The sequence below is a fragment of the Pseudonocardia sp. KRD291 genome, from assembly GCF_019263595.1.
Classification (GTDB): domain Bacteria; phylum Actinomycetota; class Actinomycetes; order Mycobacteriales; family Pseudonocardiaceae; genus Pseudonocardia.
The window spans coordinates 1-26149 of sequence record NZ_JADQDD010000056.1 but is presented as its reverse complement, the minus strand read 5'-3'; the positions used below and the strand labels follow the sequence as shown (position 1 = coordinate 26149).

The window sequence follows — 26149 nt, the reverse complement described above, 5'->3', positions numbered from 1 at the left end:
GAGCCGCTGCAGAGCAGCCACGGCGCCACCCACATCGCCGAGGCCGTCGTGTCCAAGATCGCCGGCCTCGCGACCCGCGAGGTGCACGGCGTGTACGACCTCGGCGGCGGCGCGGCGCGCACGTTCGGCGCGATCCGCGAGCGGATCCCGGGTGCCTCGACCAACGCCTCGCAGGGCGTGTCGGTGGAGGTCGGGGAGAAGCAGGCCGCCGTCGACATCCAGGTCGTGGTCGAGTACGGCGTCGCGATCGCGGACCTGGCCAAGGCGGTCCGTCGCAACGTGGTCGGCTCGCTGGAGCGGATGACCGGCCTCGAGGTCGTCGAGGTCAACATCGCGGTCAACGACGTGCACCTGCCCGGCGACGACACCGACGACGGCCGGACCGGGCACGCCGCGTCCGGGTCGCCGCGGGTGGCGTGAGCGCCCCGGACCCGGCGGGCGGGACCGCGAGCCTGGCCGAGCGGCTCGCCGCCGCGGTCACCGGCTGCCCGTCGGTGGCGCGCCTGCACGGCGGCCCGTTCGGCGAGGTCGCCACCTACCTCCCCGGCCGCCGGGTCACCGGGATCCGGATCTCCGGTGACGACACCGCCACCGACCCGGCCCTGGTCGGGAAGGTCGCCGTGCACGTGGCCGGGCGCTACCCGCACCCGGTATCGGAGATCGTCCGCGAGGTCCGTGCCGCGGTCGGAGCGGTCATGCCCGGCCTGACGGTCGAGGGCACCGTCGAGGACTACCTCTAGACCGGCACCGCACACGGCGCCGAACCTCTCGCCCGGACCCGTGGGGGCCGCCCCCGGGCCGATCCTCCACGGACCCGGGCCCCTTCCGTATTGATCCACTGTGGAGTGTTTCTCATGCCTCGTAACCTTGCTCTTCTCGGCCTGATCGCCGGCCTCGCCCTCGGGTTCGCCGCCGCGTTCGGGAACTTCGGCACGTTCCTGGTGGTGCTGGTGTTCGGCGCGATCGGCCTGGCCGTGGGCCGCTACCTCGACGGCGACCTCGACCTCTCGGAGCTCTCCGGGCGGGCCCGTGACGGGGCCGGCCGACGATGAGCGCCGACGCCGCGACCGTCGTGATCCCGCGTACCCCGCCGCCGGGGCACGCAGGGGAGGCGGGTCGGCACCGCGCCGACGACGCCACCGCCACGGCATGCGCCGAGTCCCGCGGAACCCTCGAGGTCGCCGACCAGGTCGTGGAGAAGATCGCCGCGACCGCGCTCGGGGAGATCGACGAGCTCGGCGGCGCCGCTCCCCGGATGCTCGGGGTGCCGGTCGGTTCCGGGCACCCGGACCGGAGCCCGCGGGTCGAGGCCACCGTGCACGGACGCGTCGTCGACCTCGACGTGCGCGCCACCGTCACCTACCCCGCGCCGATCGCCCGTACCGCCGACCGGGCCCGCGCCCACGTCAGCGCCCGCGTCGGCGAGCTCACCGACCTGACCGTGCGCGGGGTCGACATCACGGTGTCGGCGCTCGCCACGGAACCCGCCTCGAAGGGACGTGGCCTCACATGATCCGCCGACCCCGTCGCAGCACCCCCGCCGCCGTCGTCGCGGTCGTGCTGCTCGCCGCCTGCGTGCTGGTGGCAGTGTCGTGCGTGCAGATCCTGCTCGCCCAGACCCCACTGCTGCCGCTGTCCGCGTCGGCCCGGGCCGGAACCTCGCTGACCGCGTCGTCCACCCCGGTCGTCGCCGGAGCGGTGGTGGCCGCGGTGATCGGGCTGGTGCTGCTGCTGGCCGGGCTGCTGCCCGGCAGCCCGGTGGTGCTGGCCACCGCCGATGCCGGGACCGGCATCGACACCGGTATCGACCGGCGCAGCCTGCAGCGCGCCCTGACCCACTCCGCGAGCCGCGTCGACGGCGTCGACTCCGCGCAGGTCACCTCCGGGCGGCGCCGCGTCACCGCGACCGTCCGGACCACCCTCGACGACACCGACGCCGTACGCGGCGCGGTCACCGAAGCCCTGCGCGGGCGCCTGGAGGACCTCTCCCCGGGCAGCGGCCCGCTGGTCACGACGAGAACCGTGAGGAAGCCCTGATGGCCGGCAACAACCGACCCGCTCGACTCAACCGCACCCTGCTCGCCCTGATCGGGCTGGTCCTGCTCGTGGCCGGTGCCGTCGTCGCGGCTCTGGGCCTCGGCCTGCTGCGCGCCCTGCTGCCCGGCGTGGACCCGTCCGCGCCGCTGCTGCCCGCGCAGCTCGCGCTGCCGACGTGGGCGGCCTACGTCGCGATCGCCGCCGCGGTCGTCGTCGGGCTGCTGTGCCTGCGTTGGCTGCTCGCCCAGGCCCAGCGTCGCCCCAAGGCCCGCACCTGGACCCTGCCCGGCGCCGGCGGCCGCGACGCCGGCACCACCCGGATCGACACCGACCAGGCCGCCGCCGCGGTCGCCGACGACGTCGCCGCCTACGCCGGGGTGAGCAAGGCGCGCGCCGACCTCACCGGCGACCCGGAGAACCCGACCCTGCAGTTGCAGGTCACCGCGAGCCAGGAGGCCTCGGCCACCGAGCTGCGCCGCCGCATCCACGACCACGCCCTCCCGCGGCTGCGCCAGGCCCTCGACACCGAGTCGATCCAGGCGCGCCTGATCCTCGCCCTGGACTCCACCCCGCCCGGCCGGACCCGGTGACATCGTCGGCGACCTCGGCATCTGCCTCGCGCGCCGTCCCCGCGCCGGGCCGGGCCCCGGTTCCGTGAGCGCCGCCGGGTGGTTGCTCGAGGCCGAACCAGGGGAGCCCCGGCTTCGAGTAACCTCCCGACGGCGCGTCGTCCGTCCACCCGCGAGTTCAGCACCGACGCGGCCACCGGGCCGCGAAAGCTCCGCGCCCCGCGCGGAATGGAGGTCCGTCGTGTTCCCGCCACCTCCCGCGCCAATGGGCACGCCCGCCGCACCGGACCCGCTCGGACCCAGGGCGGGCCGCGATGACTGAGCGCCCCGACGAGCTCGACCGCGAAGCCGACGAGTGGCTGGTCCGCAAGGCCACCTCGGACGGCGGCATCGACGCCTACGAGGTCCTCATCCGCCGCCACCGCGACCGCATCTACCGGATCGCGCTGCGCATGACCGGCAACACCCACGACGCCGACGACGTCGCCCAGGACATCGTGCTCCAGCTCTGGACCGCGCTCGCCGGGTTCGTCGGCGACAGCTCGTTCACCACCTGGCTCTACCGCATCGTGGTCAACCGGTGCCTCAACCACATCAAGCGCCGGCGGAACGACGACCCCATACTCGACCCCGACGTGGCGACGTCTCCCGGTGCCGACGCCCAGGCCGTGGCCCGCGCCCGTGCCCGCGCCACCATGGCCGCGCTGACCGCGCTCCCGCCGGACCTGCGGGCACCGATCGTCCTGCACGAGATCGAGCAACTCAGCTACCAGGAGGTGGCGACGATCCTCAACCTGTCCGAGCCCACCGTGCGCGGACGCCTGCACCGTGGCCGCCGCCGGCTCGCCGAGGCCATGCAGGAGTGGACATGAGCACCACCGACGGCCCCCGCGACGACCCCCGCGACGACGGGGACGCCGAGCTGGCATGCGGACGCTCCCTCGACGCCGTGATCGAGCAGGTCTCGGCGGGCCACGCCGCCGAACGCGATGCCCACCAGCGCGGGTGCGTCCACTGCCAGGCCGCGCTCGGCGAGTACGAGCGGCTCTGGACCCCCCTGCGCGAGCTCGCCGCGGAGAAGGTCACCGCCCCCGAGGGCACGATCGACGAGGCCCTCGCCAGGATTCGCGGGGCGATCGCCGAGCCCGACTACGCCGTCCTCACCTCCGTCGACGGCGTCACCCGCGTCGCCGCCCGGGTCGTGGTCGTCGCCGCCCGCCACACCGCCGAGGCGGTCCCGGGCGTCCGGGTCGCGCTGAGCAAGAACCTCACCGGACGCGCGACCGACTCCGAGGTCGCGGCCGGCGTCGCAGGCTCCAGCGCCGCCATCGAGATCACCCTCGCCGCCGACTACGGACAACGGCTCCACCAGCTCGGCGACGAGGTCCGGCGGTCGGTGACCGAACGCGTGCGCCGGCTCACCGACATCGAACCCGTCGAGGTCACCGTGATCATCGACGACGTGTTGGGCTGAACCCGGGCCGGCCGGCGTGAACGGGTCCGTAGCGGGTACCCGCTGCAGATGGAGGAGGACAACCACATCACCGACCCCCGCACGCGCAGCTTCGTGGCCGCCGTGCGTTCGTTCGAGCAGGACGGCGACCCCAGCGGTCTGGTCGCGTTGTTCAGCGACGACGCCACCGCGACCCGCCTCGACGCCCACGGGGAGCAGGAGGTCGCCGCCTTCTGGCAGGCCTACCGCGACCAGTTCGACCGGGTGTCGACCACCTTCCGCAACGCGGTCGAGGCGGTCGGGCAGGTCGCGCTGGAGTGGGACAGCGACGTCGTCCTGCCCGGGGGCCGGGCGACGGCCTACAGCGGCGTGACGATCCTGGACTTCGCCGACGACCCGGGCCGGTCGGACTCCGGCGGCGGTGTGATCGCGCGACTGCGCACCTACTACGACACCGCCGCGCTCGTCGCCGCCCCCGCGGCGCGGGCCTGACCCACCCCGACATGTCGGCCGACGTCCCGGGACGAGTGTCCGGGCGACCCGGCCTTCCCGGTGAGGAGGACATCGTCATCATGGCCCCTGTTTCCCGCACACGCCGCCGGACCGTGGGATCGGCGACGGCGATCCTGGCGCTGGCGGCCCTGTCCGGCTGCGCCGGTGAGTCGGTCAGCGGCAGCAACCAGCCCGGTGTGCCGAAGCCACCTCCGGTGTCGACCGACGCCCCGAACCCGGCCGCCCAGACCTCGATCGGCACCTCGTCGGCGGACGATCTCGCCGCTGCTCTCGACGCCAACGACGTCGATGACTCGGAACGCTGGGCCGAGATCGTGAGCAACGGCCGCCCGTACCCGCCGGGCGACCCCGGGCGGCTCAAGCTCCGCCAGGTCCTCACCCGGTTCCAGGCCGACCCCGACACGACGACGAAGATCACCGCCGCGCTCGTTCCCTGACCAGCGCGACACCCGCCCCCAGCGGGCCTGCCGAGCACCCGGGAGCTCCGGTGGGTCAAGGCCGCAGCGGTTGGAGACACAGCCGCTGCGGCCGCCCCTGCCTCTCCCGGGCGCCCGCTCCACCGCCGTGCCGCTCGTCCGGACGGCGCACGGCAGTCCGACTTCGGTCGGGCGGACGCGGCCGTTCGTCCGATGCGCGGTGCCGGACGGCGTTCCTAGCGTCGGCGCCATGTCCCGCTCCCTTGCGTCCGTCCGGTGACCGCGCGGACCGCCGTCGTGGACGGCTCCCGACCGTTCGGCGCGCACCTGCGGATGAGCTGGTGGAAGCCACTCGTGCTGATCGGCGTGCCGCCGCTGGTGCTGGTCGGCCTGCAGGTGCTGTCCTACCAGCTCGTGGGCGTGATCGAGGGCAGCGACGACCCGATGGCGGCCACCATCACGCCGTTGAAGCTCCTGGCCGTCAACCTGAGTATCGGCGCGACCGGCGTGCTGACGATCGTGGCCCTGGTCCGGATGACGAAGGTGCCGTGGCGCAGCCTGATCAGCTCACCACGGGCGTTCGACGCCCGCCGCCTCGCTCGGTACCTGGTGGCCGCGGCGGTGCTGGTGGGTGCCGGACTCGGTGTCGTGGCGCTGGTCGCGCCGGAGGCCCCGGGCTGGACCACCTTCGGTGTCACCGGGACGACGATCGCCATGCTGGTGGTCATCGTCCTCAGCACCCCGCTCCAGGCCGCAGGCGAGGAGCTGATGTTCCGCGGCGCCGTGCTGCCCGCCGCCGCGTCCTGGGTGCGTGCGGTCCACCCGGCCCTGGCCGTCGGGCTCGTGGTCTCCAGCCTGGGTTTCGCCGTCGTCCACGGCTCGACCGACCCGTGGCTGTTCGGCTACTACGTCGTGGTCGCCCTCAGCACCGGGCTGATGGCGATCATCAGCCGCGGGCTGGAGGCTCCGGTCGCGTTCCACGTTGCCAACAACGTGGTGACGACGACGGTCAACACCCTGATGGCGGGTGGCGGCGCCTTCGGCCTCGACCGCTCCACCGACACCGGTGACGCGTCCCTGTTGATCCTCGCCGCCGTCAACATCGGCATGGTGGGGCTGGTGTGGACGCGCGAGCGACGACCACGGGTCCGGTGCTGACGGACCGGCCGTACGACGGGGACGGCTCTACGACGAGAACCGCGGATGCAGTGTCGGCGACCTCTGGTCGTACACCTCGAGCCACTCCCGCCCCTGTTGCGTCACCCGCACCCGCTGCAGGTCGCCCTCCGGCCCGTCGGCCGGCTCGATGTGGCCCGTGTCGCGCAGCGTGGACGCGAACTGCCGGGCCACCGACTGCTGCACCTCGTTCGTCGTGTCCGGCCCGAAGATCGCATCCGCCGGCGCGACGTCGTTGTCGCCCGCCAGCACCCTCCGCAGGAACTCGGCGAGCCGGGAGTCGGCCTTGACACTCGTCATGTCGCGAACCCTAGTCACCGGCACCGGTCGGCACACCGCCTTCCGCCGATCCGGACGGCGACGCCACCGTTCGCGGAGCCGTCCGACGCCTCCGGTGATCGTCGCTCGTCCGATGCCTGCGACCGGCCCGGGTCTGGTAGCCATGGTCGCGTGGCCGCCTTCCATCCCGAGCTCGCCCTCGCCCGCTTCCTCCCGCCGATCAGCGTCGGCCCCCGCCTGAGCGCGCTGGCGCGGCGCGGCGGGCCCAAGCCGATCGACCCGGGCCCGGGCGTGACCGGGCAGGAGATCGTCGTCCCCGGCCCGCCGGACGGCCCGCCGGTCTCGCTGCGCCTGTTCCGCCCCGCCACCGCGACGGGTGCGGTGCCGGCCCTGCTCTGGGTCCACGGCGGTGGTCTGGTCCTCGGGTCCCCGGACCAGGACGACCGGGCGAACATCGAGCTCGTCCGCGAGCTCGGGATCGCGGTGGCGGCCGTGCGGTACCGCCTCGCGCCCACGGACCCGGCGCCCGCGGCGGTCGAGGACGTCTACGCGGGCCTGCGCGGGCTCGTCGCGCAGGCCGGTGAGCTGGGCATCGACCCCGGACGGGTCGCGGTCGGCGGTGCCAGCGCCGGGGGCGGGCTGGCCGCCGCTCTGACGCTGCTCGCCCACGACCGGGGCGAGGTCCGTCCCGCGTTCCAGCTGCTGGTCTACCCGATGCTCGACGACCGCACGGTGACCCGGACCGACCTGCGCTCGCTCACCGTCCGGCTGTGGACGGCGAAGAGCAACCGGTACGGCTGGACGTCCTACCTGGGAGCGGAGCCCGGGAGCGCGGAGGTGTCGCCGTACGCGGCGCCGGCCCGCCGCGAGGACCTCACCGGGCTGCCCCCGGCGTGGATCGGCGTCGGGTCGCTCGACCTGTTCCACGGCGAGGACGTCGAGTACGCGCGCCGGCTCGAGGCCGCCGGGGTGGCGTGCGAGCTCCGCGTCGTACCGGGCGCCTTCCACGGGTTCGACGGCGTGTTCCCCCGGGCCGACGTCACGCTCGGCTTCCGGCTGGACCAGGTGCGCGCACTGCGCGGGGCGCTGTTCGGCTGACCCCGCCCCTCGACCGGAAAGGTCCACCATGTCCGCACAGGTTGTGGTCGTCGGCGGCGGTATCGGCGGCCTGACCCTGGGTATCGCCCTGCGCCGGGCCGGCGTGCCGGTCGAGATCTACGAGCGCGCCGACGAGCTGCGCGAGGTGGGTGCGGCCGTCGCGCTCTCGGCCAACGGGACCCGGGAGCTGTACCGGCTCGGGGTCGGCGAGGGGCTGGACGCGGTCTCCACCCGGCCCACCGAACTGATCTACCGCGACGGAGTGACCGGGGAACGGGCCGCGGCGCACCCGGGAGGCGACTCCTACCGGGCCCGCTTCGGCGCGCCGTACTGGGGCATCCACCGGGTGGACCTGCAGCAGGGCCTGGCCGCCGCGTTCGGCGACGAGCACCTGCACCTGGGATCCGGGGTGACGTCGGTGACCGGGGACGGTGCCGGCGCCGAGATCACCCTCGCCGACGGCACCACGGTGGCCGCGGACGTCGTGATCGGGGCGGACGGGGTGCACTCGGTCGTCCGCGACCACGTCGCGGGCCCGGGGTCGGGGCCGGTCTACTCCGGAACCAGCGCGTTCCGGGGACTGGTGCCGGTGAGCGCGCTGCCGAGCCTGCCCGACCCGATGGCGATCCAGTTCTGGATGGGCCCCGACGCGCACCTGCTGCACTACGCGCTGGGCGAGGACGACGACACCGTCAACTTCTTCGCGGTGCTGTGCGGGCCGCGGGAGTGGGACGGAGGCCCGCGCGCGACGGCGGAGGGGGAGCTGCTCGAGGGGTTCGCCGGCTGGCACCCCGCGGTGACCGAGATGCTGGCCGCGGCCCCGCAGAGCCCGCGCTGGCCGCTGCTGACCCAGCCGCCGCTGAACCGCTGGACGCGCGGGCGGGTGACGCTGATCGGCGACGCCTGCCACGCGATGTTGCCGCACCACGGTCAGGGCGCGAACCAGTCCATCGAGGACGCAGCGGTGCTCGCCGGGCTGCTGGCCACCGTCGACCCGGACACGGCGCTGGCGCAGTACCCGCGCCGCCGGCGCGCGCGGACCCGCGCGGTCGCCCGCAGCGCGTGGGACACCGGGACGCTGCTGCACCTCGCCGCCGGGGCCGAGGCGCGGGCCCGCGACGCCGGGCTGGCGCACTACCTGGACCGCTTCGCCTGGGTGCACTCGCACGGGCAGGACGGCCCGGCGCCGGCCCGCTGACCCCGAGGCCCGTCAGCGTCGGGACGCCGGTGCGGCGGACTGCTCCTCGGCGCCGCCGAGCAGGCCGAGCATGCGTTCGAGCACCCGGAACCGCAGCACGACGCTGATCACGACGAACCACACCAGCACGGCCGGGACCGCCACGTAGACCACCGGCGGGTCCGGGGCGGTGAGCCCGAAGTAGGAGCGGGTGGCCGGGATCAGCAGGACGACCGCGAACGCCGCGGCCAGGCCGACGGCCAGCAGGGTGGGCCGCCGGTCGGTGGTGACCGGGTTCCAGGACGCGAAGACCCGGGCCGGCGGTTCGAGCAGCACGATCAGTACGAGCGCGGTCAGCGAGATGAACACCGAGAGCCCGGACTGCGCACCGAGCGTCGCCGAGGCGGTCACGAACTCCGGGTCCGACGAGGACAGCCCGGTGTAGCTCTCGAACAGCCCGCCCGGCGGCCCCGCGGCGCCGCTCGTGGTCAGGGCGTCGGAGACGAACCGGTACAGGATCGCGTACACCGCCGTCCCGAACCCGGCGGTGATGATCCCGACCGGGATCACGAACCGCGCCAGCGAGACCAGCAGGTCCTCCTGCGGCACCGCCGGCTTGGCCCACATGGTCAGGAACAACGTGGGCAGCCCGACCGTGAACAGGGTCAGGCCGACCTGGGTCGGGGTGTAGGGGAAGCCGAGCCCGAGCAGCGTGACGGTCAGGATGACCAGCATCTGGGTGGTGACCCGCGCGAGGAACAGGTACATCGACGACCCGACGCCGGAGATGATCCGCCGTCCCTCGGTCCGGGCCAGGGGCAGCGTGGCGAACGAGTCGTCGAGCAGCACCATGTCGGCGACGTCGCGGGTGACCGAGCTGCCCGAGCGCATCGCGACGCCGACGTGGGCCCTCTTGAGCGCGCGGGCGTCGTTCACCCCGTCGCCGACCATGGCCACCTGGTGCCCGCGACGGCGCAGGGAGTCCACGAGCTGCTCCTTCTGTTCGGGCGCGATGCGCCCGAACACGGCGTGGCCGTCGACCGCTTCGTCGAAGGCGTCGGTGTCCTCGCCCGGCGCGAGCGCGGCCAGGTCGGGCCCGGCGATCGCGGGCCCGTGCAGTCCGGCCCGGCGGGCCAGCGCGGCGACGGTGTCCGGGTCGTCGCCGGAGACGACCTTGACCGCGACGCCCTCCGCGGCCAGCCCGGCGAGGACCTCGACCACGCCGTCGCGCAGCTCGTCGGCCATCGCCACCAACGCCACCGCCCGCAGGGACGGCAGCCGCGGCCGGTCGTCCGCGTCGCGCAGGGACCCCTCGTCGCCGGGAGGGGTGGTGGCGAGCAGCAGGACCCTCAGCCCCTGCCCGGCCAGCTCCCGGGCGCGGCGCAGCAGGTCGTCGAGCACGGCGGTGTCGTCGCCCAGTGCGGAACGCAGCGTGGCGGGCGCGCCCAGCACGAGCGTGTCCCGGCCCCCGTCCGGGCCGGCGAGGGTGACCCCGCTCCAGCGCAGCGAGGACCGGAACTCGACCTCGTCGACGGTCCGGGCCGCGTCGCCGGACAGGGTGTCGCCGGACAGGGTGTCGTCGGGCAGGGAGTCGTCGGGCAGGGAGTCGTCGGCGGCGAGCGCGGAGGTGGTGGCGTTCGGCGCCGACACCGAGCGGGCGAACGTGCCCAGCAGCCGTCGGGCGCTCTCGCGGTCCACACCGGGAGCGGGCACGAGCTCGTCGAGGGCCAGCCGTCCGCTGGTCAGCGTGCCGGTCTTGTCGGTGCAGACGACGTCCACGCGGCTCAGGGCCTCCACGGCGTTGACCTGCTGGACCAGCGCGCCGCGCCCGGCGATCCGGGCGGCCCCCACGCTGTAGGCGACGGCGATCAGGAAGAACAGCCCGTAGGGGACCAGCCCGGAGAGCACCGCCGAGGTCTGCACGACGCGCAGCACGGTGGACCCGTCGAGCAGGGCCTGGGCGAGGATCGCCCCGCTCATCAGCACGACGAGCGTGATCACCAGGCGGACCACGAGCTCGATCCGCCACTGCAGCGGGGTGAGCCCCGTGGTGTCGGCGCGGGCGGCCAGGGTCAGCCGCCCGGCGTTGCTGTCCGCCCCGACGGCCTCGGCGCGCTGCAGCCCCTCGCCGGAGGAGCACGAGCTGCCCGAGAGCAGCAGGTCGCCCTCACCCTTGCGGACCGGGTCGGACTCGCCGGTCAGCAGCGACTCGTCGACCTCGAGACCGGGACGCCCGGCGGCGCCGGTCAGGGCGACGACCGGCCCGTCGACGACGATCTGGTCGCCGGTGCGCACCCGCAGCAGGTCCCCGAGTACGACCTCGGCGGGTAGGACCGAGCGGTCGGCGCCGTCGCGCACGACGGTCACCGGCTCGGTGGCCAGCAGCTGCAGCCGGTTCAGCGTGCGGCGCGCGCGGAGCTCCTGGAACGCCGAGAGCATCGCGTTGATCAGGCCGAGGCCGACGCTGACCAGGGCGTCGCTGTAGCGGCCCAGGGCCAGCAGTGCGATACCGATGGCGAAGAGCACGTTGTTGTAGAACGAGAACACCGTCGTGCGCAGGATGCGGGCGGTGGTGCGAGTCGATCCGGAGACCGGGGTGTTCGCCCGTCCCTGCCGGGCCAGCTCCCGCGCCTCGTTCTCGGTCAGGCCCGTGGGCTCGGGCATAGGAGTGCGCTCCAGGTTTCGGCGGGGCCGCGGTCGCCGGTGATGATCGCAGAGACACCTGTGCCGTACCTGAAGCGCGGACCGCTATCGCAGCGCGGCCAGACCCCCCGAGACCAGGGCCGGGACGGCCTCGCCGACCGTCTCGAACCCGGAGCCGACGGTGTGCCCGGCGACGTAGCGCGCGTGGATGCCCTCGGCGATCACGGCGATCTTGAAGTACCCCAGGCCCAGCGCGAACGACAGGTTCCCGACGTCCCGCCCCGAGCCGCGGGCGTACCGCTCGACCAGGTGCTCGCGCGAGGGCATCCGCGGGCTGGTGGATGCCGCGCCGCCGCCGAGGACCGGGTCGAACGCCGGGTCGGAGTAGACGACGTGCAGGGCTAGATCGGCCAGCGGGTCGCCGAGCGTGGCCATCTCCCAGTCGACGACGGCGCGGACCACCCCGACGTCACCGGCGTCGAGGATGGCGTTGTCGACCCGGAAGTCGCCGTGCACGATCGCCGAGCCGCTGTCGGCCGGGCACGTCGCGGCGAGGCGCTCGTGGAGCCGGTCGATGTCGGGCAGCTCGCGGGTCGCGACCCGCGACCACTGGTCGTACCAGCGCCGCACCTGCCGTTCCAGGTACCCCGACGGCCGTCCGAACGTCTCCAGCCCGACCGCCGCCGGGTCGACGGCGTGCAGCTCGACGAGCGTGTCCACCAGCGCGTTCGCGCAGCGGTGCACGTCGTCGTCGGAGTGCGCGTCCAGGTCGGCGCGGCTGCGCAGGACCTGCCCGGCCACGTGCCCGACCACCGCGAACGGCGCGCCGATGACCGAGGTGTCCTCGGTGTGCACGACGGTCGGCGCCACCGGGACGTTCGTCCCCTGCAACGCGTCGACGACGCGGTACTCCCTCTCCATGTCGTGCGCGGACGGCGTGAGCCCTCCGAGCGGAGGACGCCGCAGCACCCAGTCCACCGTCCCGTCGGTGCCGCCGCGCGCTCCCGCTCCGCTCCGCGCTGTGAGCCGGTAGGTCAGGTTCGACCGCCCTCCCGCGATCAGCTCGGCGCGCAGCTCACCGATGCCAGGGACCTCGTCGGAGAGGAACGCCTGCAGCTTCGGTAGGTCCAGGCCTTCGGGTGCGGTCACGAACGCGCTCACCGGCCGCGCAGCTCGCGGCGCAGCAGCTTGCCGGTGACCGTCTTCGGGATCTCGTCGAGCAGCTCGACCTCGCGGGGGTACTTGTAGGCCGACATCCGCTCCTTGCAGAACGCGATCAGCTCGCCGGGCTCGACGCTCTGGCCCGGGCGCACCGAGACGAACGCCTTGACGGTCTCGCCGCGGTACTCGTCCGGCACGCCGACGACGGCGGCCTCGCGGACGGCGGGGTGCTCGTAGAGCACGTCCTCCACCTCGCGCGGCCACACCTTGTAACCACCGGCGTTGATCTGGTCCTTCTTGCGGTCGACGACGTAGAACCAGCCCTGGTCGTCCATGTAGCCGACGTCGCCGGTGGACAGGGCGACCGACCCGTCCGGCGCGCGCAGGGCGTTCTCGGTCTCCTCCGGCTTGTTCCAGTAGCCGGGCACCACCTGCGGACCGCGGGTGACGATCTCGCCCACCTCGCCGACGTCGGCGGGGCTGCCGTCGTCGCGCACGATCGACACCGTGGTGGAGAAGATCGGCACGCCCACCGAGAGCGCGCCCGAGGCCTCGTCGACCGGGGCGTCGCCCTCGAAGGGCACCCCGTGCGAGGGCGAGTTCGTCTCGGTCAGGCCGTAGAAGTTGTGGATGTAGATACCGAACTGGTCCTGGAACGCCTTCACCGTGCTCGGCGGGATCGGTGCGCCGCCGGAGTAGATCCGGCGGAACGAGCCGAGGTCCTCACGCTGCACCCCGTCGATGTTCATCAGCGCGATGAACACGGTGATCGAGCCGATCGAGAACGTCGGACGGTGCTCGCGGATCGCGTCGAGCATGACGCCCGGGTCGAACCGGTAGGCCAGCACCAGCGGGGCCGGGAGCAGCAGCGCGATCGCGATGTGCCCGACGACGCCGGTGATGTGGAACAGCGGGGCGACGCCGAGGACGGTGTCGCTCTCGTCGAGCTTGATCCAGTCCCGGTAGGTCTGGGCGTTGAACACCACGTTGCGGTGGGTGTTCATGGCGCCCTTCGGCGGTCCGGTGGTGCCGGAGGTGTAGCCGAGGAACGCGACGTCGTCCGGGCCCAGCTCGACCGGCTCCGGCTTCTTCCCGGCGGCCGCCTCCAGGACGGTCGCCAGGTCCTCGGTCCCCTCCGGCGTCGTCGCCTGCACGCCCTTGAACAGGCGCTCGTCGTGCCGGGTCTGGTACTCCAGCGGCGACGTCGTCCACGCGATCCGGACCGCGGTGTCGGGTACGACCGACTTCGCGATCTCCCAGAGGTCGTCCTGGGCCAGGATCGCGGTCGCGCCGCAGTCGGTGAGCAGCGTGGTCAGCTCCCGCTCCCGGCTCATCGGGTTGATCGAGACGACGATGCCGCCGGCCTTCCACGTCCCGATGACCGCGATCAGGGCCTGCGGGATGTTCTGCAGGTAGGTCGCGAGCCGTTCACCCTCCGCGAAGCCGCGCTCGGTGAGCGCGACGGCGAAGGCGTCCGAGAGCTCGTCGAGCCGGGCGAGGGTGATCGAGCCGTCGAAGTACTTGACGATCTCGGTCTGCGGGGCGCGGGCGAGGGAGGCCTCGAACAGCGCCAGCATCGACGGGTACTCGGGCGTGATGTCGGTGGGGTAGTCCTCGCGGTAGCGCGCCAGCCACGGACGCTGCCCGTAGACCCCGGTGCCAGCAGTGCTCATTTCTCCTCCACGGGAAGAAGTGCGTCGTCGGTGCTCATTTCTCCTCCGCGGGAAAGAGTGCGTCGTCGGCCGTCACCGGATCACGACCGGGTTGACCGGCGCCCCCGAGCCGCCGACGACGTTGAGCGGGGCGGCGGTGTAGAGGAAGTCCCAGCGGTTGTCCGCGGCACAGGCGTCGGCGAGCTTGTCCAGGATGCAGATCTCGGTGAGCACGACACCGAGGTTGCGCATCAGGGCGCAGTGCAGCGGCAGCAGGACCCCGGTCTCCGGGTTCGCGGTGACCTCGTTCGCGATCGTGTCCGTGATCAGGTTCGGGATCTCCTTGTCCTGGAACCACTGCACGAGCTCACGCGAGTAGGTCAGGCCCGGCTCGACGAAGTTCGCGTAGAACTCCTCGGAGGGGGTCTCGTAGAAGTAGGTCAGGAACCCGGTGCGGATCAGCAGGATGTCGCGCTGCCCGAGCTCGACACCCTGGGCCTGCGCGGCGGCCTCGAGGTCGTTGTGGTCGAACGTCTCGCCCTTGTCCAGCCACTGCTTCCCGCGGTGGCGCGCCATGTCGATCAGCACGCCGCGTCCGACGACCCCGCGCTCGGCGATCGGCTGGACCGAGGCCTTGGACAGGTCGTCGACGGTGGAACGGGCGTCGTACCCGTTCCAGATCTGTCCGTCGTACCAGACGTGGCCCAGCGCGTCGTACTGCGTGGAACCCTGCAGGAAGATCTCGGCCTTGTCGTCGGCGTAGTGCAGCCCGCCGGGGAACGCCGGCGCGCCCTCCTTGCCCTCGTCCCAGGACGACTCGTCCCAGACCACGGTGCGGTTGATGCTCTCCCGGCCGGGGAAGACCGGGTCGCCGTGCGGGTGGCCCATCGCGGCCTGCAACGGGAACACCTCGCCCGAGCGGATGTGCTGCGCGCCGCGCAGCACCTGCGCCGCGTCGAGGTAGTTCAGCGAACCGACCTCGTCGTCCGGGCCCCACTTGCCCCAGTTCGAGGGAGTGTCGGCACCCAGCAGCTCAGCCATCGTGGGGGTCTCGGACATCATTGTCTCCTCGTGTCGAACATGTGCGCACGCGTGCGATCGCTCGCTCGGGTCGTGTTTAAGACATGATGCGGGACACATAAATGACCGTCAATGGCTTGTGCGGGACGCCGTGGGCGCGGGATGTTTAGCCAGACTGAACGACGGGAGGCGGCGAGATGACCGGCGGCGGCCACTCGGCGGACGGGGACCTGGGCCCGCGGATCCGGGCGGCCCGGCAGGCCAGGGGGACGAGCCTGCGCGGGCTCGCGGCGACCCTGCACGTCAGCCCGGCGACGCTGAGCCAGATCGAGAACGGCAACACCGGCCTGAGCGTGAGCCGGCTGAGCCGGATCGCCGAGGCCCTCGACCTGACGGTGCCGCAGATCCTCGACGTGGCCGTGGGGGCCGACCCGGCCGGGGTGCCCGCCGTGGTGTCCACCCCGGGCCCACGCGGGGAGCCGGGCCGGGGGGCGGCCCGGGCCCGCCCGGACTGGCGCGAGTACGGGCCGCTGGACTTCGACCCCGTGCTGACGGCCGCGCTCGAGGAGTTCCTCGACACCGGCTACCACGGTGCGACCGTGCGGGGCATCGCCGCGCGCGCCGGCCTGTCCGTGTCCGGGATCTACCACTACTACCCGAGCAAGCAGGCCATGCTCGTGCGGATCCTCGACCTCACGATGACCGACCTGCTCGTGCGGGCGGAGTCGGCCCGGGCGCAGGGCCACGACCCGGTCGAGCGGTTCGGCCTGCTCGTGGAGAATCTCGCGCTCTTCCACACCCACCGCAAGGAGCTCGGCTTCGTCGGCGCGACCGAGATGCGCAGCTTCGAGGCGGGGAACCGGGAGAAGATCGCCGAGCTGCGGACGGTCCAGCAGCGCATGGTCGACCGGGAGGTCACCCACGCCGTGCGGGAGGGCCGGTTCCGGTCGGACCGCCCGCACGAGGCGGCGCGTGCGGTGGTCACGATGTGCACGGCGCTGCCGACCTGGTGGCGCCGCGACGGCCCGCTCAGCCCGGAGCAGGTGGCCGAGCAGTACGTCGGCTTCGCCCTGGAGCTGATGGGCCGGCGCGGCCCCGGGTGATCCTCGCGGTTCAGCGCTTGCCGGCGCTCCAGGCGTAGGGCAGGTCGGCCTCGTTGAGCACGTGGTCCCCGACGACCTGCAGCTTGTAGATCAGCGGGTTGTGCACCGAGATGGTGCGGGCGTTGCGCCAGTGCCGGTCCAGGCGCAGCTTCTCCGAGGTGATCGACGCGCCACCCACCTCGAACAGCTGCGTCGTGGCGTCGAGGACCGACGGGATCACCACGGCCTGGGCGCGGGCGACGTCGAACTCGACCCGGTCCAGCGACGCGTCGTCGCCCCCGCCGGCGTCGAGCACCCCCTGCAGCTTGTCGGCCATGTCGAGCACGAGCGTGCGCGCCGCGTAGGCCGTCGACGACAGCCGGCCGATCACCTGCTGCACGAGCGGGTCGTGCCGCGGCAGGTCGGCCTGGGCGTGGGTGAACGTCCGGGTGCGCTCACGCACCCACGCGGACACGTCGTCGGTCGCGCGCTGGGCGATGCCGGCGAGCACGGCGAGCTGCACCAGCTGCAGGTAGGACGTGCCGTAGGTGCGCCCCGGCGTCCCGTACCCGGGGCCGAGGACCCGGTCGGCGGGCACGGACACCCCGCTGAACTCGGTGGTGCCGCTGGCGGTGAGGCGCTGGCCGAATCCGTCCCAGTCGTCGTGCTGGGTCACGCCCTCGGCGTCGCCGTCGACGAGCACGTGGACCCGCTCGCCGTCGCGGTCGGCGGCGACGATGATGTGGTCGGCGTAGAGGCTGCCGGTGCTGTAGTACTTGGTGCCGTCGAGCCGCAGGTGCTCGTCGTCGCCGGTCACGGCCGTCCGGTACCGGTCGATCGCGCCGACCCCCGGCTCGGAGATGGCGTTGCCGACGAGCACACCGTCGGCGGCCGCGGCCAGCCAGCGCTCCCGCTCGGGACCGGGCTCGGCGAGGAGCTGCTCCTCGACGAACCACCAGTGCACGCGCAGCGCCTGCGGCAGGTTCGACTCGGCCGCGGCCAGGTCGACGAGCAGACGGAACAGCTGGCGCACCGAGGCGCCGTACCCGCCGAGCTCGACCGGCACCCGCAGCGAGCCGAAGCGTGCCTTGCGCAGCTCGTCGACCTCGTCGTGGGCCAGCGAGCGGTTCTGCTCGCGCTGCACCGCGCCCTCGGCGATCCGGGCGAAGACCGGTGCGAACACCTCGTCGAGCTTCTCGTCCGAGGTGCCGGCACCGGGTGCGGCGCCGTTCGTGGAGGTCGTGCGGACCGTTGCGGTCACAGGGGTGTCCTTTCGAACGTGCATGGGCGCGGCGGACCGGTCACCGGCCGCGGCTCGCGGGTCGCCGGGCGGGCACCGCGCTGGTCGGGAAACTGGGAGAGGGGCGCCGGACGCTGCCGGAGCGGTGCCCGGTCGCCGGTCCGGGACCGGCGCGGGCCACAGGGATCAGGTCAGGGACGACACAGCGCGGACGCCACGCGCGCGAGGTCGATGTGGCCCCGCGTGGTCAACAGGGCTGAGCTGATCACCCGACGACGGTAACCCGTCCCGGGCCGCAGCAGAAGGTCCCGGTGCGGGATCTGGCCACCCCGTCCTGCCTGGTGAGAGCCCGGGTCCGGCGGTCCGGACACGTCGCTCCACCGGCACCGCGCGGATCGCCGGTCACCCTCCCCGGGGCACCGTCGCCGGCGTGACCCGCAACGACGGGGCGAGCAATACCACCACCAGCGCGAGCAGGCCCGCGACGAGCACGGCGGGCGCGAGGCCGATCGCCTCGGCCAAGCCACCGACGAGCACCGGCCCGACGAGGAAGCCCAGGTAGCCGCACGTGGCGACGGCCGCGATCGCCCGTCCCGGCGAGGCCGGCTCCTTCCGTGCGGCGCTGCTCCAGGCCAGCGGGACGATCGCCGACACGCCGAGCCCCACCACCGCGAACGCGACGACCCCGACGCCGGCGCTGCCGGTCGTGGTGGCCGCCGCGAACCCGCACACGGTCAGGGCCGCCGAGACGCGCGTGACCGCGACCGGCCCGAACCGGGCGGCCGCGCGGTCGGCGACGAGCCGCACCGCGATCATGGAGAGGGAGAACGCGAAGTAGCCGAGCGAGGCCACCGACTGCGCCGCGCCGGTCGTCGTGGTCAGCAGCAGCGCGCTCCAGTCGTTCACCGTGCCCTCGGCGACGAACCCGCAGAACGCGATCACCCCGAGCGGGACCAACGCGCGTCCGGGCAGTGCGAACGCGGCGTCGCCCTGACCGGGGTCCGGGCCGGTCAGGAACGCGGCCAGGACCACGGCGGCCGCGACGAGGGCGAGGACAGCAGCCGCGGCGGAGAAGTGGACCGTGATCGGGACACCGCCCGCGGCCGCCGCCGCGGCCACCGCCGACCCGGCCAGGCCTCCGACGTTCCAGAACGCGTGGAAGCTCGCGAAGATCGGGCGTCCGTAGGAGGCCTCGACCCGCGCGGCGTGGGAGTTCATCGACACGTCGAGCAGGCTGTTGCCGACACCCAGTACGGCCAGCGCCCCGACGAACAGCGGCAGGCCCGGTGCGAACGCGACCGCCGGAAGGCCCGCGCAGAGCACCAGCGCGCCGAGCAGCGAGCCTGCGCGGCTCCCGATCGTCGTGACCAGCGGACCGGCCACGAGCAGCGCCAGCACCGATCCCGCTGCCAGCCCGAACAGGCCCACCGCCAGCTGCCCGGGCGACAGGTCCAACCGCTCCTGCGCGGCCGGGACGCGCGCCGCCCAGGTCGCGAACCCGGCCCCGCAGACCGCGAACACGACCGACACGCCTGCCCGCGCCCGTCGTGCGTCCCCCACGACTGGCGACCCTAGGCGGCGCTCATCCCGCCGCCCTGCTCACCGCGCCGCTGGCCCCGTCATGGTCAACGGGACACCAGGGTTTTTCGATCATGTACCGACAGCCGTGACGTCCCGTTGACCATGGATGGGCCCTCAGCGGGTGAGCTGGGCGCGCAGCTCGCGGGCGCGGGTGCGGAACTTCTCGACGTTCGCCAGCTTGATGTCCTCATAGCCGCGGACCATGTCCGGCAGGCCTGCGATCTCGGTGACCAGCGTGGCGGTGTCGGCGTCGAGGTGGGTCAGGGCGTCCCGCACCAGGGACTGGTACTCACCGACCAGCTCCCGCTCGACCCGTCGCACCGTCGCGTAGCCGAACACGTCGAGCGGCGTGCCGCGCAGCCCGCGACCGGCGCGCAGCGCGCGGAACGCGACGTCGGCGGTCCGGCCGCGCAGGCGGATCTTGCGGTTCATCCCGAGCGCGCGCAGCACCGGCGGGTGCAGCAGCACCGACACCGACGCGTCCGGGCCGTACTCGTCGTCGCGGCGGGCCTTCTCGACCGGGTCCAGGTGCAGCCGGGCGACCTCGTACTCGTCCTTGTAGGCCAGGAGCTTGTGCAGGCCGGTCGCGTAGGCGGTACCGATCGACGCACCGGTCGCGGCGTCGGTGCGGGCGGTCGCCAGCGCGGTGACCCGGGCGACCTCCTCGGCGTAGCGCCCGGCCAGCGCCGCGTCCTGGAAACCCTCCAGGTCGGCGATCCGGGTGGCGAGCACGGCGGCGAGGTCGGCGGGGTGGGAACCGGCGAGATCCGCGGCGTGCGCCCCGACCTCGACGGTCGCCCGCGCGGGCGGCGCGGCGGCGGCCAGTACGGCGTCGCGGTCGATCACCGCGGCGCGGCCCCAGCGGAACGCGGCGAGGGTCTTGTCGACCGCGGCGCCGTTGATCCGGATCGCCTCCTCGATCGCCTCGGCCGCGACCGGCACGACGCCGTGCTGGTAGGCGGCGCCGACGAGGATCATGTTGGCCGGCATGTGGTCGCCGAACAGTGCCTCGGCCAGGTGCTGGGCGTCCAGGTGCAGGTTCTCGGGGCCGGTGGCGGCCGCGATCCGCTCGAGCGAGTCGTCGGTCGAACCGGGGAGCACGACGCGTCCGGTGACCATCGCCGCGGTCGGGACCAGCGCGGTGTTGACCACGGCCACGGTGTGCCCGGGCCGCGCGGTGGCCAGGTTCGCCGCGTCCGCGGCACCGAGCAGGTCGAAGCCGACGAGCACGTCGGCGGTGGCGCGCGAGGCCCGCAGCGATCCGGTGAACGAGGTCTTGGCGATCCGCACGTCGGACACGACCGGGCCGCCCTTCTGCGCCAGCCCGGTCTGCTCCAGCCCGGCGGCGAACGAGCCGTCGAGGTGCGCGGCCATCTGCAGCACCTGCGAGATCGTGACGACGCCGGTGCCCCCGATCCCCGGCATCCGCAGCAGTGTCGTGTCCCCGGTCAGCCGCGGGACCGGCTCGACCAGGCGCACCGGCAGCTCCGGGACCGCGCGGGGACCGCGGGTACCCGGCTCGACCAGCAGGAACGACGGGCAGTCGCCCTTGAGACACGACAGGTCGGAGTTGCACGAGGCCTGGTGGATCCGGGTCTTGCGGCCGAACTCGGTCTCGACCGGCTGCACGGACAGGCAGGTCGACTTCTCCCCGCAGTCCCCGCACCCCTCGCACACCCGCTCGTTGATCACGACCTTCTCGGCCGGTGTCGGCAGCTGCCCGCGCTTGCGCAGGCGTCGCTCCTCGGCCGCGCAGCGGTCGTCGTGGATCAGGACGGTGACCCCGTCGAGCGCGGTCAGCTCGGCCTCGACGGCGGCGAAGTCGTCGCGGTGGCGCACCGTGGCGATCGGGTCGAGCGCGACGCCGCGGTAGGTGGACGGTTCGGCGGTGGTAACCACGATCCGCGTGACGCCCTCGGTCGCGAGCAGCCGGGTGATCTCGGGGACGGACAGGCGCCCGACGGCCTGCTGACCGCCGGTCATGGCGACGGCGTCGTTGTAGAGCAGCTTGTAGGTGATCGTGACCCCGGCCGCGACGGCTGCGCGCACGGCCAGCGAGCCGGAGTGGTGGAACGTGCCGTCGCCGAGGTTCTGCACGAGCGTGCGGTCGTCGGTGAACGGCGCCAGGCCGATCCACTGGGCGCCCTCGCCGCCCATCTGGGTGATGCCGACCTGGTTGCCGCGCCCCTGCCCGTCCAGGGCGACCATCGCGTGGCAGCCGATCCCGACGCCGACGAGCGTGTCGTCGGACGTGCGGGTCGAGGTGTTGTGCGGGCAGCCGGAGCAGAAGTACGGGGTGCGCGGGCCGCCGGTGGCGACCGGCAGCGCGATCCGCGACGGCCGGACGGGTGCGATCGCGTCCAGGTGCGCGCGTGCGGTGTCCGGGAGCCGGTCGCCGACGACGGCGGTGATCCGGGCGGCGAGCGCGCGGGCCACGTCCTCGGCGCCGAGCTGACCGCGGGCGGTGAGCAGCGGGCGTCCGGTGTCGTCGCGGCGCCCGACGACGTTCGGCGCGTCGGCGCGGCGGTAGAGCGCGGACTTGAGGTGGCCCTCCAGGAACCCCACCTTGTCCTCGACGACCAGCACCTCGTCCAGGTCCCCGGTCATCTCCGCGAGCGCCTCGCCGTCGAACGGGAACGGCATGTCGACCTTGACCAGGCGCAGGCCGAGGGACTCCATGGGGCCCTCGTCGAGGCCGAGGTCGGACAGCGCGCGCAGCACGACGGCGTAGCCGGTCCCGGAGGCGAGCACGCCGAGGCGGGCGTCCCGGGCGGAGAACGCGATCCGGTTAAGGCCGGTCTCGCGGGCGTAGGCGCGGGCCAGGTCGAGGCGGCGGGTGAGCATGTCGTGCTCGGCGTCCACCGTGGCCGGTCCGACCAGCGCCGGAGGCGTCGGGCGTGGCGTCGACGGCGGGTGCGGGATCCCGCGGTGCAGCGCGCCGACCTCGATCGTGGCGGACGCGTCCGCGATGTCCGCGATGATCTTCAGGCCGGTCCAGAGCCCGGTCGCGCGGGAGAGCGCGACCGCGTGCAGGCCCAGCGGGACGATCTCCTCGACGGTGCCCGGGGCGAGCAGCGGCATGGCCAGGCTCTGCGCCATCGGCTCGCACGAGCTGGGCACGGTGGAGGACTTGCTGGCCGGGTCGTCGCCGATCCAGGCCACCGCCCCGCCGAGCGGCGCGGTGCCGGAGAGGTTGCCGTGCCGGATCGCGTCCGCGGCCCGGTCCAGGCCGGGATTCTTGCCGTACCAGAACCCGGTGACCCCGTCGTGGCGACGGCCGGGCACCCGGTCGAGGGTCTGGGTGCCGGCGACCGCGGTGGCGGCGAGCTCCTCGTTGACCCCGGGGGAGAACACCACGCCGGCCGGGTCGAGGAACCGGGCCGCCCGGCCCATCTCCATGTCCACACCGCCCAGCGGCGAACCCTGGTAGCCGGAGACGAACACCCCGGTGTCCAGCCCGCGCGCGGCGTCGAGCCTGCGCTGCTCGAGGGTGAGCCGCACCAGCGCCTGGATCCCGGAGATCAGGACCCGGCCGGACTCGGCGGCGTACTTGTCGTCGGTGGAGGCGGCCTGCGCCGTGGTGGTGGCGGTCACGACGACGATGAAAGGCCGTCACCTGTTCCGGTCACAAGCGACTACGCGGAACTGGCTCCGAGGACGCAAGATATGTACGTCCGGGCCGCGATAGCGAGGAGAAGTGTGCGTGACCGACGTCGACGAGACCGACCACCGTCTGCTCGCCCTGCTGCACGAAAACGGGCGCCGGACCTACTCCGAGATGGCCGGCGTCGTCGGGCTGTCGGTGGCCGCGGTGAAGCGGCGGGTGGACCGGATGCGGGAGGCCGGGGTGATCACCGGGTTCACCGTGCAGGTCGACCACGCCAAGCTCGGCTGGGGCGTCGAGGCGTTCACCGAGCTGCGCTACACCGGCCGCACCGGGGTGACCGACATCGTGGACACGGCCAGCACGGTGCCCGAGGTCCAGGCCGTCTACACGATCGCCGGTGACCCGGACGCGCTCATGCACGTCCGGGTCCGGGACCTCGCGCACCTGCAGTCGGTGATCGACACGCTGCGCCGCGCCGGGACCGTCACCGGCACCAAGACCCTGATGGTGCTCGGCTCGTGGACACGGGAGGGGTAACCGCGCGCCAGATGCGCCTCACCGTCGTCGCGTGACGTCGCGGTGGACCGTCAGCCGCATCTCGGCGGGTTCACGGCCAAGGTCGTCCTGCTGCGCCGCTCGGGAAGCGGTAGGTCAGCGACCCTCGCCGCAGAAGCCGTCACCGTCGCCGTCACGTTCGCCGGGCAGGCAGGGGTGGCCGCTCTGTCCGGAGCGCGGGCGGGTCGCGGTGTCCTCGCTCGGGGCGGGTGCGTCGGGGGCCCCGGCGGCGTCCTCGGAAGCCGACCGGCTCGCGTCGGCCTCGGCAGCGCGGGCCGCCTCCTCCTGGGCGAGCCGGTCGGCCTCGGCCTGCTCGGCCTCGGCACGGGCGGCATCTGCGCGCTCGGCGGCTTCGCGGGCCGACGTGTTGCCGGAGGCGGTGCGCAGGGCGGACTCCTCGCGCGCCGCGGTGGCCTCCGCGGCCCGGACGTCGGTGTCGATCCGGGTCTGCTCGGAGGGGCTCAGGGCGAGCCAGACGAGGTCGGCGCGGCTGTTCGCGAGCTTGTTGAGCAGGGTGAGGGCGACCGAGCGTGCGACTCCGGCCCGGTCTGCGGCGGCGCTGAGCTCGGTCGCGGCGGCCTGCGCCGGTTGGGCCGCTTCGGTCGGCGCGGCCGCGACCGTCTCGGTGACCGCCCGGGCCTGGCCCGGATAGGTGCAGGCGACGTCGGGGGAGTGCAGTCCGCGACGGGCGTCGACGGCTTCCTGCCAGGCCACGTCGACGACGGGGCGGAAGCGCTCGTTGCCGGCGACGGTGAGGACCTGCGCCAGTCCGGCACGGGCGATCTCGGCGTTGACCATGCGTCCGTCCGGGGTGAACGCGGCGGCCAGGGTGCGACCGTCGGGGTCCTCACGTTCGGCGTCGTACTCCAGCCGTACCTCGGTGCCGACGGGGATGAGTCCGGCGACGAACGCAGACGCCTCCGGGCCGAGGCATTGCACCGGCTGGTTCGGGTTCTTCGTCTCCGGCGTGTCGATGTTGAGCAGCCGGATCCGGGTGGTCTCTCCGTCGAGGTCGACGTCGAACGTGTCCCCGTCGACGTGAGCGGTGACGACGGCCCGGGTGGGCTCGTCCGACGAGCCGCAGGCGGTGAGCCCGCCGGCCGCGACACCGACGGTGAGCAGGGCGACGACGGCTCTGGCGAGTGCGTGCACAGGGGTCCCCCGGGGACGGAGAGCGGACGATGGGAGCGGGTCTGCGTCAGGGTGACGCCTTCCGGACAGCCCATCGGCGCTCCGGAGACCGCCGTTACGCCCGGTCCGTCGTGCCCGGCCGGCGTAGTCCCGCGACGAGGAGCCCGACCAGGCGTCGGGCGTCGTAGCCCGAGCCGTCCCCGCTGCCGATGCACAGGTTGCCGACGCCGCGCATCAGCTCCAGTGCCGCCACGTCGGAGCGGATCTCGCCGGCTCCGGCCGCGGCGTCGAGCAGCCCGGCGCACACCGGGACGAGCCGGTCGAGGAAGTGGGCGTGCAGCGCGTCGAAGCCCGCGGCGTCGGACTGCATCGCCGCGGCGAGGCCGTGCTTGGTGACCAGGAAGTCGACGAACAGGTCGATCCACGCCGTCAGCGCGGGGTACGGCGTCGCGCTGCTGGCCAGCAGGGCCGGACCGGCGTCGGCGCAGGCCTGTACCTGGTGCCGGTAGACGGCGATGACCAGGTCGGCCCGGGTGGGGAAGTGGCGGTAGACCGTCCCCATCCCGACGCCTGCCTCGGCGGCGATGTCGCGCACCGGCGCGTCCACCCCGGAGGTGACGAACACGGCCGCGGCCGCGTCGAGCAGGGTCTGCTCGTTGCGCCGGGCGTCGGCCCGCCTGCGCGGTCGCGGGGAACCGTCCACGTCGGACACCGTGGGTCCTTCCTTGATAAGCGGAACAAAGTTCCGTATGTTCGGCGGAGCGAGGTTCCGTTTCGGCCATCATGCCAGTGCGGAGGACGGGCGACATCGGGCCGACCGTCCGGAGTCCCCCGCGGAAGGACCACCAGCCCATGTCCGACACCGGCCGAGCGTCGTTCGGGATCGCGACCGCTCCACAGCAGGTCACCTACGACGGGCTCCTGCAGGTATGGCGCGAGGCCGACTCGATCGACGAGATCGGGCACGCCTGGCTGTTCGACCACCTCATGCCGATCGGCGGCGACCCGGGCGGGCCGATCTTCGAGGGCTGGACGCTGCTGTCGGCCCTGGCCGCGCAGACCGAACGGCTCCGGCTCGGGCTGCTCGTGACGAGCAACCGGTTCCGGCCGCCCGCGATGCTGGCCAAGATCGCCACGACGGTCGACGTCGTCTCCGGCGGGCGGCTCGACTTCGGTATCGGCGCGGGATCGCGGCCGAGCGTGTCCTTCGCGCGGCGCGAGTACGAGGCGCACGGCCTGCCGTTCCACGACTCCGCGCACGCCGTGGGCAGCCTCGCCGAGGCGTGCACGATCATCCGCAGGCTCTGGACCGAGACCGAGCCGTTCGACCTCGACGGCACCTACCACCGGCTCGTCGGCGCGTTCGGGAACCCGAAACCGGTCCAGCGTCCGCACCCGCCGATCGTGATCGGTGGGCGCGCCGCCTCGACGCTGCGCGTGGTCGCCGAGCACGCCGACGTGTGGAACATCCCCGGCGGCGACATCGCCGACGCGGTGGCCCGCAGCGCGCTGCTGGACCGGTTCTGTTCCGAGATCGGCCGCGACCCCGCGACGATCACGCGATCGATCTACCTCTCGGTCGACCACGACCGTCCCGGCGACACCCGGGCCCGGATCGCCGAGGCCCTCGACGCCGGTTTCGGGCACGTCGTGCTGGGCCTGCCCGCCCCGTACCCCGCCGGCGTGGCGACGTGGGTCGCCGACGAGCTCATCCGCCCGAGCATGGTCAACGGGACGTGAGTGCTGTTCGATCATGCTC

General features: G+C 73.6%; 26 protein-coding genes. 16 read left to right on the top strand and 10 right to left on the bottom strand.

Annotated features, from left to right (window positions below):
• Nucleotides 1–6 precede the first annotated feature (6 nt).
• The 11 genes from I4I78_RS10775 (at nucleotide 7) to I4I78_RS33765 (ending at nucleotide 6146) form a co-directional block, all read left to right on the top strand.
• Entirely contained in the window at nucleotides 7–420 is a 414-nt protein-coding gene (locus tag I4I78_RS10775) for an Asp23/Gls24 family envelope stress response protein (protein WP_226379483.1), read from the top strand.
• Nucleotides 417–740 (top strand): hypothetical protein, encoded by a 324-nt coding sequence (locus I4I78_RS10770; protein WP_308252021.1) that lies wholly within the window; start codon nucleotides 417–419, stop codon nucleotides 738–740. Before I4I78_RS10775 ends, I4I78_RS10770 begins: the two co-directional genes overlap by 4 nt.
• 114 nt (nucleotides 741–854) lie before the next feature.
• Nucleotides 855–1052 (top strand): hypothetical protein, encoded by a 198-nt coding sequence (locus I4I78_RS10765; RefSeq protein ID WP_218611129.1) that lies wholly within the window; start codon nucleotides 855–857, stop codon nucleotides 1050–1052.
• Nucleotides 1049–1513, top strand: coding sequence for an Asp23/Gls24 family envelope stress response protein (locus I4I78_RS10760; protein ID WP_218611128.1), 465 nt, complete (start codon nucleotides 1049–1051; stop codon nucleotides 1511–1513). Before I4I78_RS10765 ends, I4I78_RS10760 begins: the two co-directional genes overlap by 4 nt.
• Complete coding sequence (locus I4I78_RS10755; protein ID WP_218611127.1) at nucleotides 1510–2037, top strand: DUF6286 domain-containing protein; 528 nt, start codon at nucleotides 1510–1512, stop codon at nucleotides 2035–2037. Before I4I78_RS10760 ends, I4I78_RS10755 begins: the two co-directional genes overlap by 4 nt.
• Nucleotides 2037–2627: an alkaline shock response membrane anchor protein AmaP gene (locus tag I4I78_RS10750; protein ID WP_218611126.1), complete on the top strand. Its 591-nt coding sequence runs from the start codon at nucleotides 2037–2039 to the stop codon at nucleotides 2625–2627. Before I4I78_RS10755 ends, I4I78_RS10750 begins: the two co-directional genes overlap by 1 nt.
• A 293-nt stretch (nucleotides 2628–2920) precedes the next feature.
• Nucleotides 2921–3478, top strand: a complete 558-nt coding sequence (locus tag I4I78_RS10745; RefSeq protein WP_218611125.1) for an RNA polymerase sigma factor — start codon at nucleotides 2921–2923, stop codon at nucleotides 3476–3478.
• Nucleotides 3475–4080: an Asp23/Gls24 family envelope stress response protein gene (locus I4I78_RS10740; RefSeq protein ID WP_218611124.1), complete on the top strand. Its 606-nt coding sequence runs from the start codon at nucleotides 3475–3477 to the stop codon at nucleotides 4078–4080. The genes I4I78_RS10745 and I4I78_RS10740 overlap by 4 nt, the downstream gene beginning before the upstream one ends.
• A 48-nt stretch (nucleotides 4081–4128) precedes the next feature.
• A complete protein-coding gene (locus I4I78_RS10735; protein WP_218611123.1) occupies nucleotides 4129–4551 on the top strand; it encodes a nuclear transport factor 2 family protein in 423 nt (140 codons plus the stop codon).
• Between the two features lie 80 nt (nucleotides 4552–4631).
• The gene (locus I4I78_RS10730; RefSeq protein WP_218611122.1) at nucleotides 4632–5009 is read left to right on the top strand and encodes a hypothetical protein; all 378 of its coding nucleotides are present in this window, start codon (nucleotides 4632–4634) and stop codon (nucleotides 5007–5009) included.
• A gap of 255 nt (nucleotides 5010–5264) precedes the next feature.
• On the top strand, nucleotides 5265–6146 hold the full coding sequence (locus tag I4I78_RS33765; protein WP_218611121.1) for a CPBP family intramembrane glutamic endopeptidase: 882 nt from the start codon (nucleotides 5265–5267) through the stop codon (nucleotides 6144–6146).
• A 27-nt stretch (nucleotides 6147–6173) separates the two neighbouring features.
• Here the strand turns inward: I4I78_RS33765 and I4I78_RS10720 are convergent, their stop codons facing one another.
• On the bottom strand, nucleotides 6174–6464 hold the full coding sequence (locus I4I78_RS10720; protein WP_218611120.1) for a hypothetical protein: 291 nt from the start codon (nucleotides 6462–6464) through the stop codon (nucleotides 6174–6176).
• Nucleotides 6465–6614: 150 nt separating this feature from the next.
• On the opposite strand from I4I78_RS10720, the gene I4I78_RS10715 reads away from it, so the two are divergent.
• Entirely contained in the window at nucleotides 6615–7541 is a 927-nt protein-coding gene (locus tag I4I78_RS10715) for an alpha/beta hydrolase (RefSeq protein WP_218611119.1), read from the top strand.
• Nucleotides 7542–7569: 28 nt separating this feature from the next.
• Entirely contained in the window at nucleotides 7570–8739 is a 1170-nt protein-coding gene (locus I4I78_RS10710; RefSeq protein ID WP_218611118.1) for an FAD-dependent monooxygenase, read from the top strand.
• Nucleotides 8740–8751: 12 nt separating this feature from the next.
• On the opposite strand, the gene I4I78_RS10705 is transcribed toward I4I78_RS10710, so the two are convergent.
• From I4I78_RS10705 to I4I78_RS10690, 4 genes are all read right to left on the bottom strand, one after another.
• Nucleotides 8752–11382 (bottom strand): HAD-IC family P-type ATPase, encoded by a 2631-nt coding sequence (locus I4I78_RS10705; RefSeq protein WP_218611117.1) that lies wholly within the window; start codon nucleotides 11380–11382, stop codon nucleotides 8752–8754.
• 84 nt (nucleotides 11383–11466) lie between these two features.
• The gene (locus I4I78_RS10700; RefSeq protein ID WP_218611116.1) at nucleotides 11467–12510 is read right to left on the bottom strand and encodes a phosphotransferase family protein; all 1044 of its coding nucleotides are present in this window, start codon (nucleotides 12508–12510) and stop codon (nucleotides 11467–11469) included.
• A gap of 8 nt (nucleotides 12511–12518) precedes the next feature.
• A complete protein-coding gene (locus I4I78_RS10695) occupies nucleotides 12519–14195 on the bottom strand; it encodes an AMP-binding protein (RefSeq protein WP_218611115.1) in 1677 nt (558 codons plus the stop codon).
• 72 nt (nucleotides 14196–14267) lie between these two features.
• The gene (locus I4I78_RS10690; protein ID WP_218611114.1) at nucleotides 14268–15233 is read right to left on the bottom strand and encodes a cyclase family protein; all 966 of its coding nucleotides are present in this window, start codon (nucleotides 15231–15233) and stop codon (nucleotides 14268–14270) included.
• Between the two features lie 158 nt (nucleotides 15234–15391).
• On the opposite strand from I4I78_RS10690, the gene I4I78_RS10685 reads away from it, so the two are divergent.
• The gene (locus tag I4I78_RS10685; RefSeq protein WP_218611113.1) at nucleotides 15392–16297 is read left to right on the top strand and encodes a TetR family transcriptional regulator; all 906 of its coding nucleotides are present in this window, start codon (nucleotides 15392–15394) and stop codon (nucleotides 16295–16297) included.
• Nucleotides 16298–16307: 10 nt separating this feature from the next.
• On the opposite strand, the gene I4I78_RS10680 is transcribed toward I4I78_RS10685, so the two are convergent.
• The 3 genes from I4I78_RS10680 to I4I78_RS10670 form a co-directional block, all read right to left on the bottom strand.
• A complete protein-coding gene (locus I4I78_RS10680; protein ID WP_308252020.1) occupies nucleotides 16308–17537 on the bottom strand; it encodes an acyl-CoA dehydrogenase family protein in 1230 nt (409 codons plus the stop codon).
• A 381-nt stretch (nucleotides 17538–17918) separates the two neighbouring features.
• Nucleotides 17919–19076 carry an MFS transporter gene (locus I4I78_RS10675; protein WP_218611111.1) on the bottom strand — a complete coding sequence of 386 codons (1158 nt, stop codon included), beginning with the start codon at nucleotides 19074–19076 and terminating at the stop codon, nucleotides 17919–17921.
• Between the two features lie 135 nt (nucleotides 19077–19211).
• The gene (locus I4I78_RS10670; protein ID WP_218611110.1) at nucleotides 19212–22691 is read right to left on the bottom strand and encodes an indolepyruvate ferredoxin oxidoreductase family protein; all 3480 of its coding nucleotides are present in this window, start codon (nucleotides 22689–22691) and stop codon (nucleotides 19212–19214) included.
• A gap of 109 nt (nucleotides 22692–22800) precedes the next feature.
• Here I4I78_RS10670 and I4I78_RS10665 point away from each other — a divergent pair, with 109 nt between their 5' ends.
• Complete coding sequence (locus I4I78_RS10665) at nucleotides 22801–23241, top strand: Lrp/AsnC family transcriptional regulator (protein ID WP_308252018.1); 441 nt, start codon at nucleotides 22801–22803, stop codon at nucleotides 23239–23241.
• Nucleotides 23242–23355: 114 nt separating this feature from the next.
• On the opposite strand, the gene I4I78_RS10660 is transcribed toward I4I78_RS10665, so the two are convergent.
• Complete coding sequence (locus tag I4I78_RS10660; protein ID WP_218611108.1) at nucleotides 23356–24411, bottom strand: thermonuclease family protein; 1056 nt, start codon at nucleotides 24409–24411, stop codon at nucleotides 23356–23358.
• Nucleotides 24412–24505: 94 nt separating this feature from the next.
• On the bottom strand, nucleotides 24506–25093 hold the full coding sequence (locus I4I78_RS10655; RefSeq protein ID WP_374225861.1) for a TetR/AcrR family transcriptional regulator: 588 nt from the start codon (nucleotides 25091–25093) through the stop codon (nucleotides 24506–24508).
• Between the two features lie 149 nt (nucleotides 25094–25242).
• Between I4I78_RS10655 and I4I78_RS10650 the strand changes: the two genes are divergently transcribed.
• Nucleotides 25243–26130, top strand: a complete 888-nt coding sequence (locus I4I78_RS10650) for an LLM class flavin-dependent oxidoreductase (RefSeq protein WP_218611106.1) — start codon at nucleotides 25243–25245, stop codon at nucleotides 26128–26130.
• Nucleotides 26131–26149 lie beyond the last annotated feature (19 nt).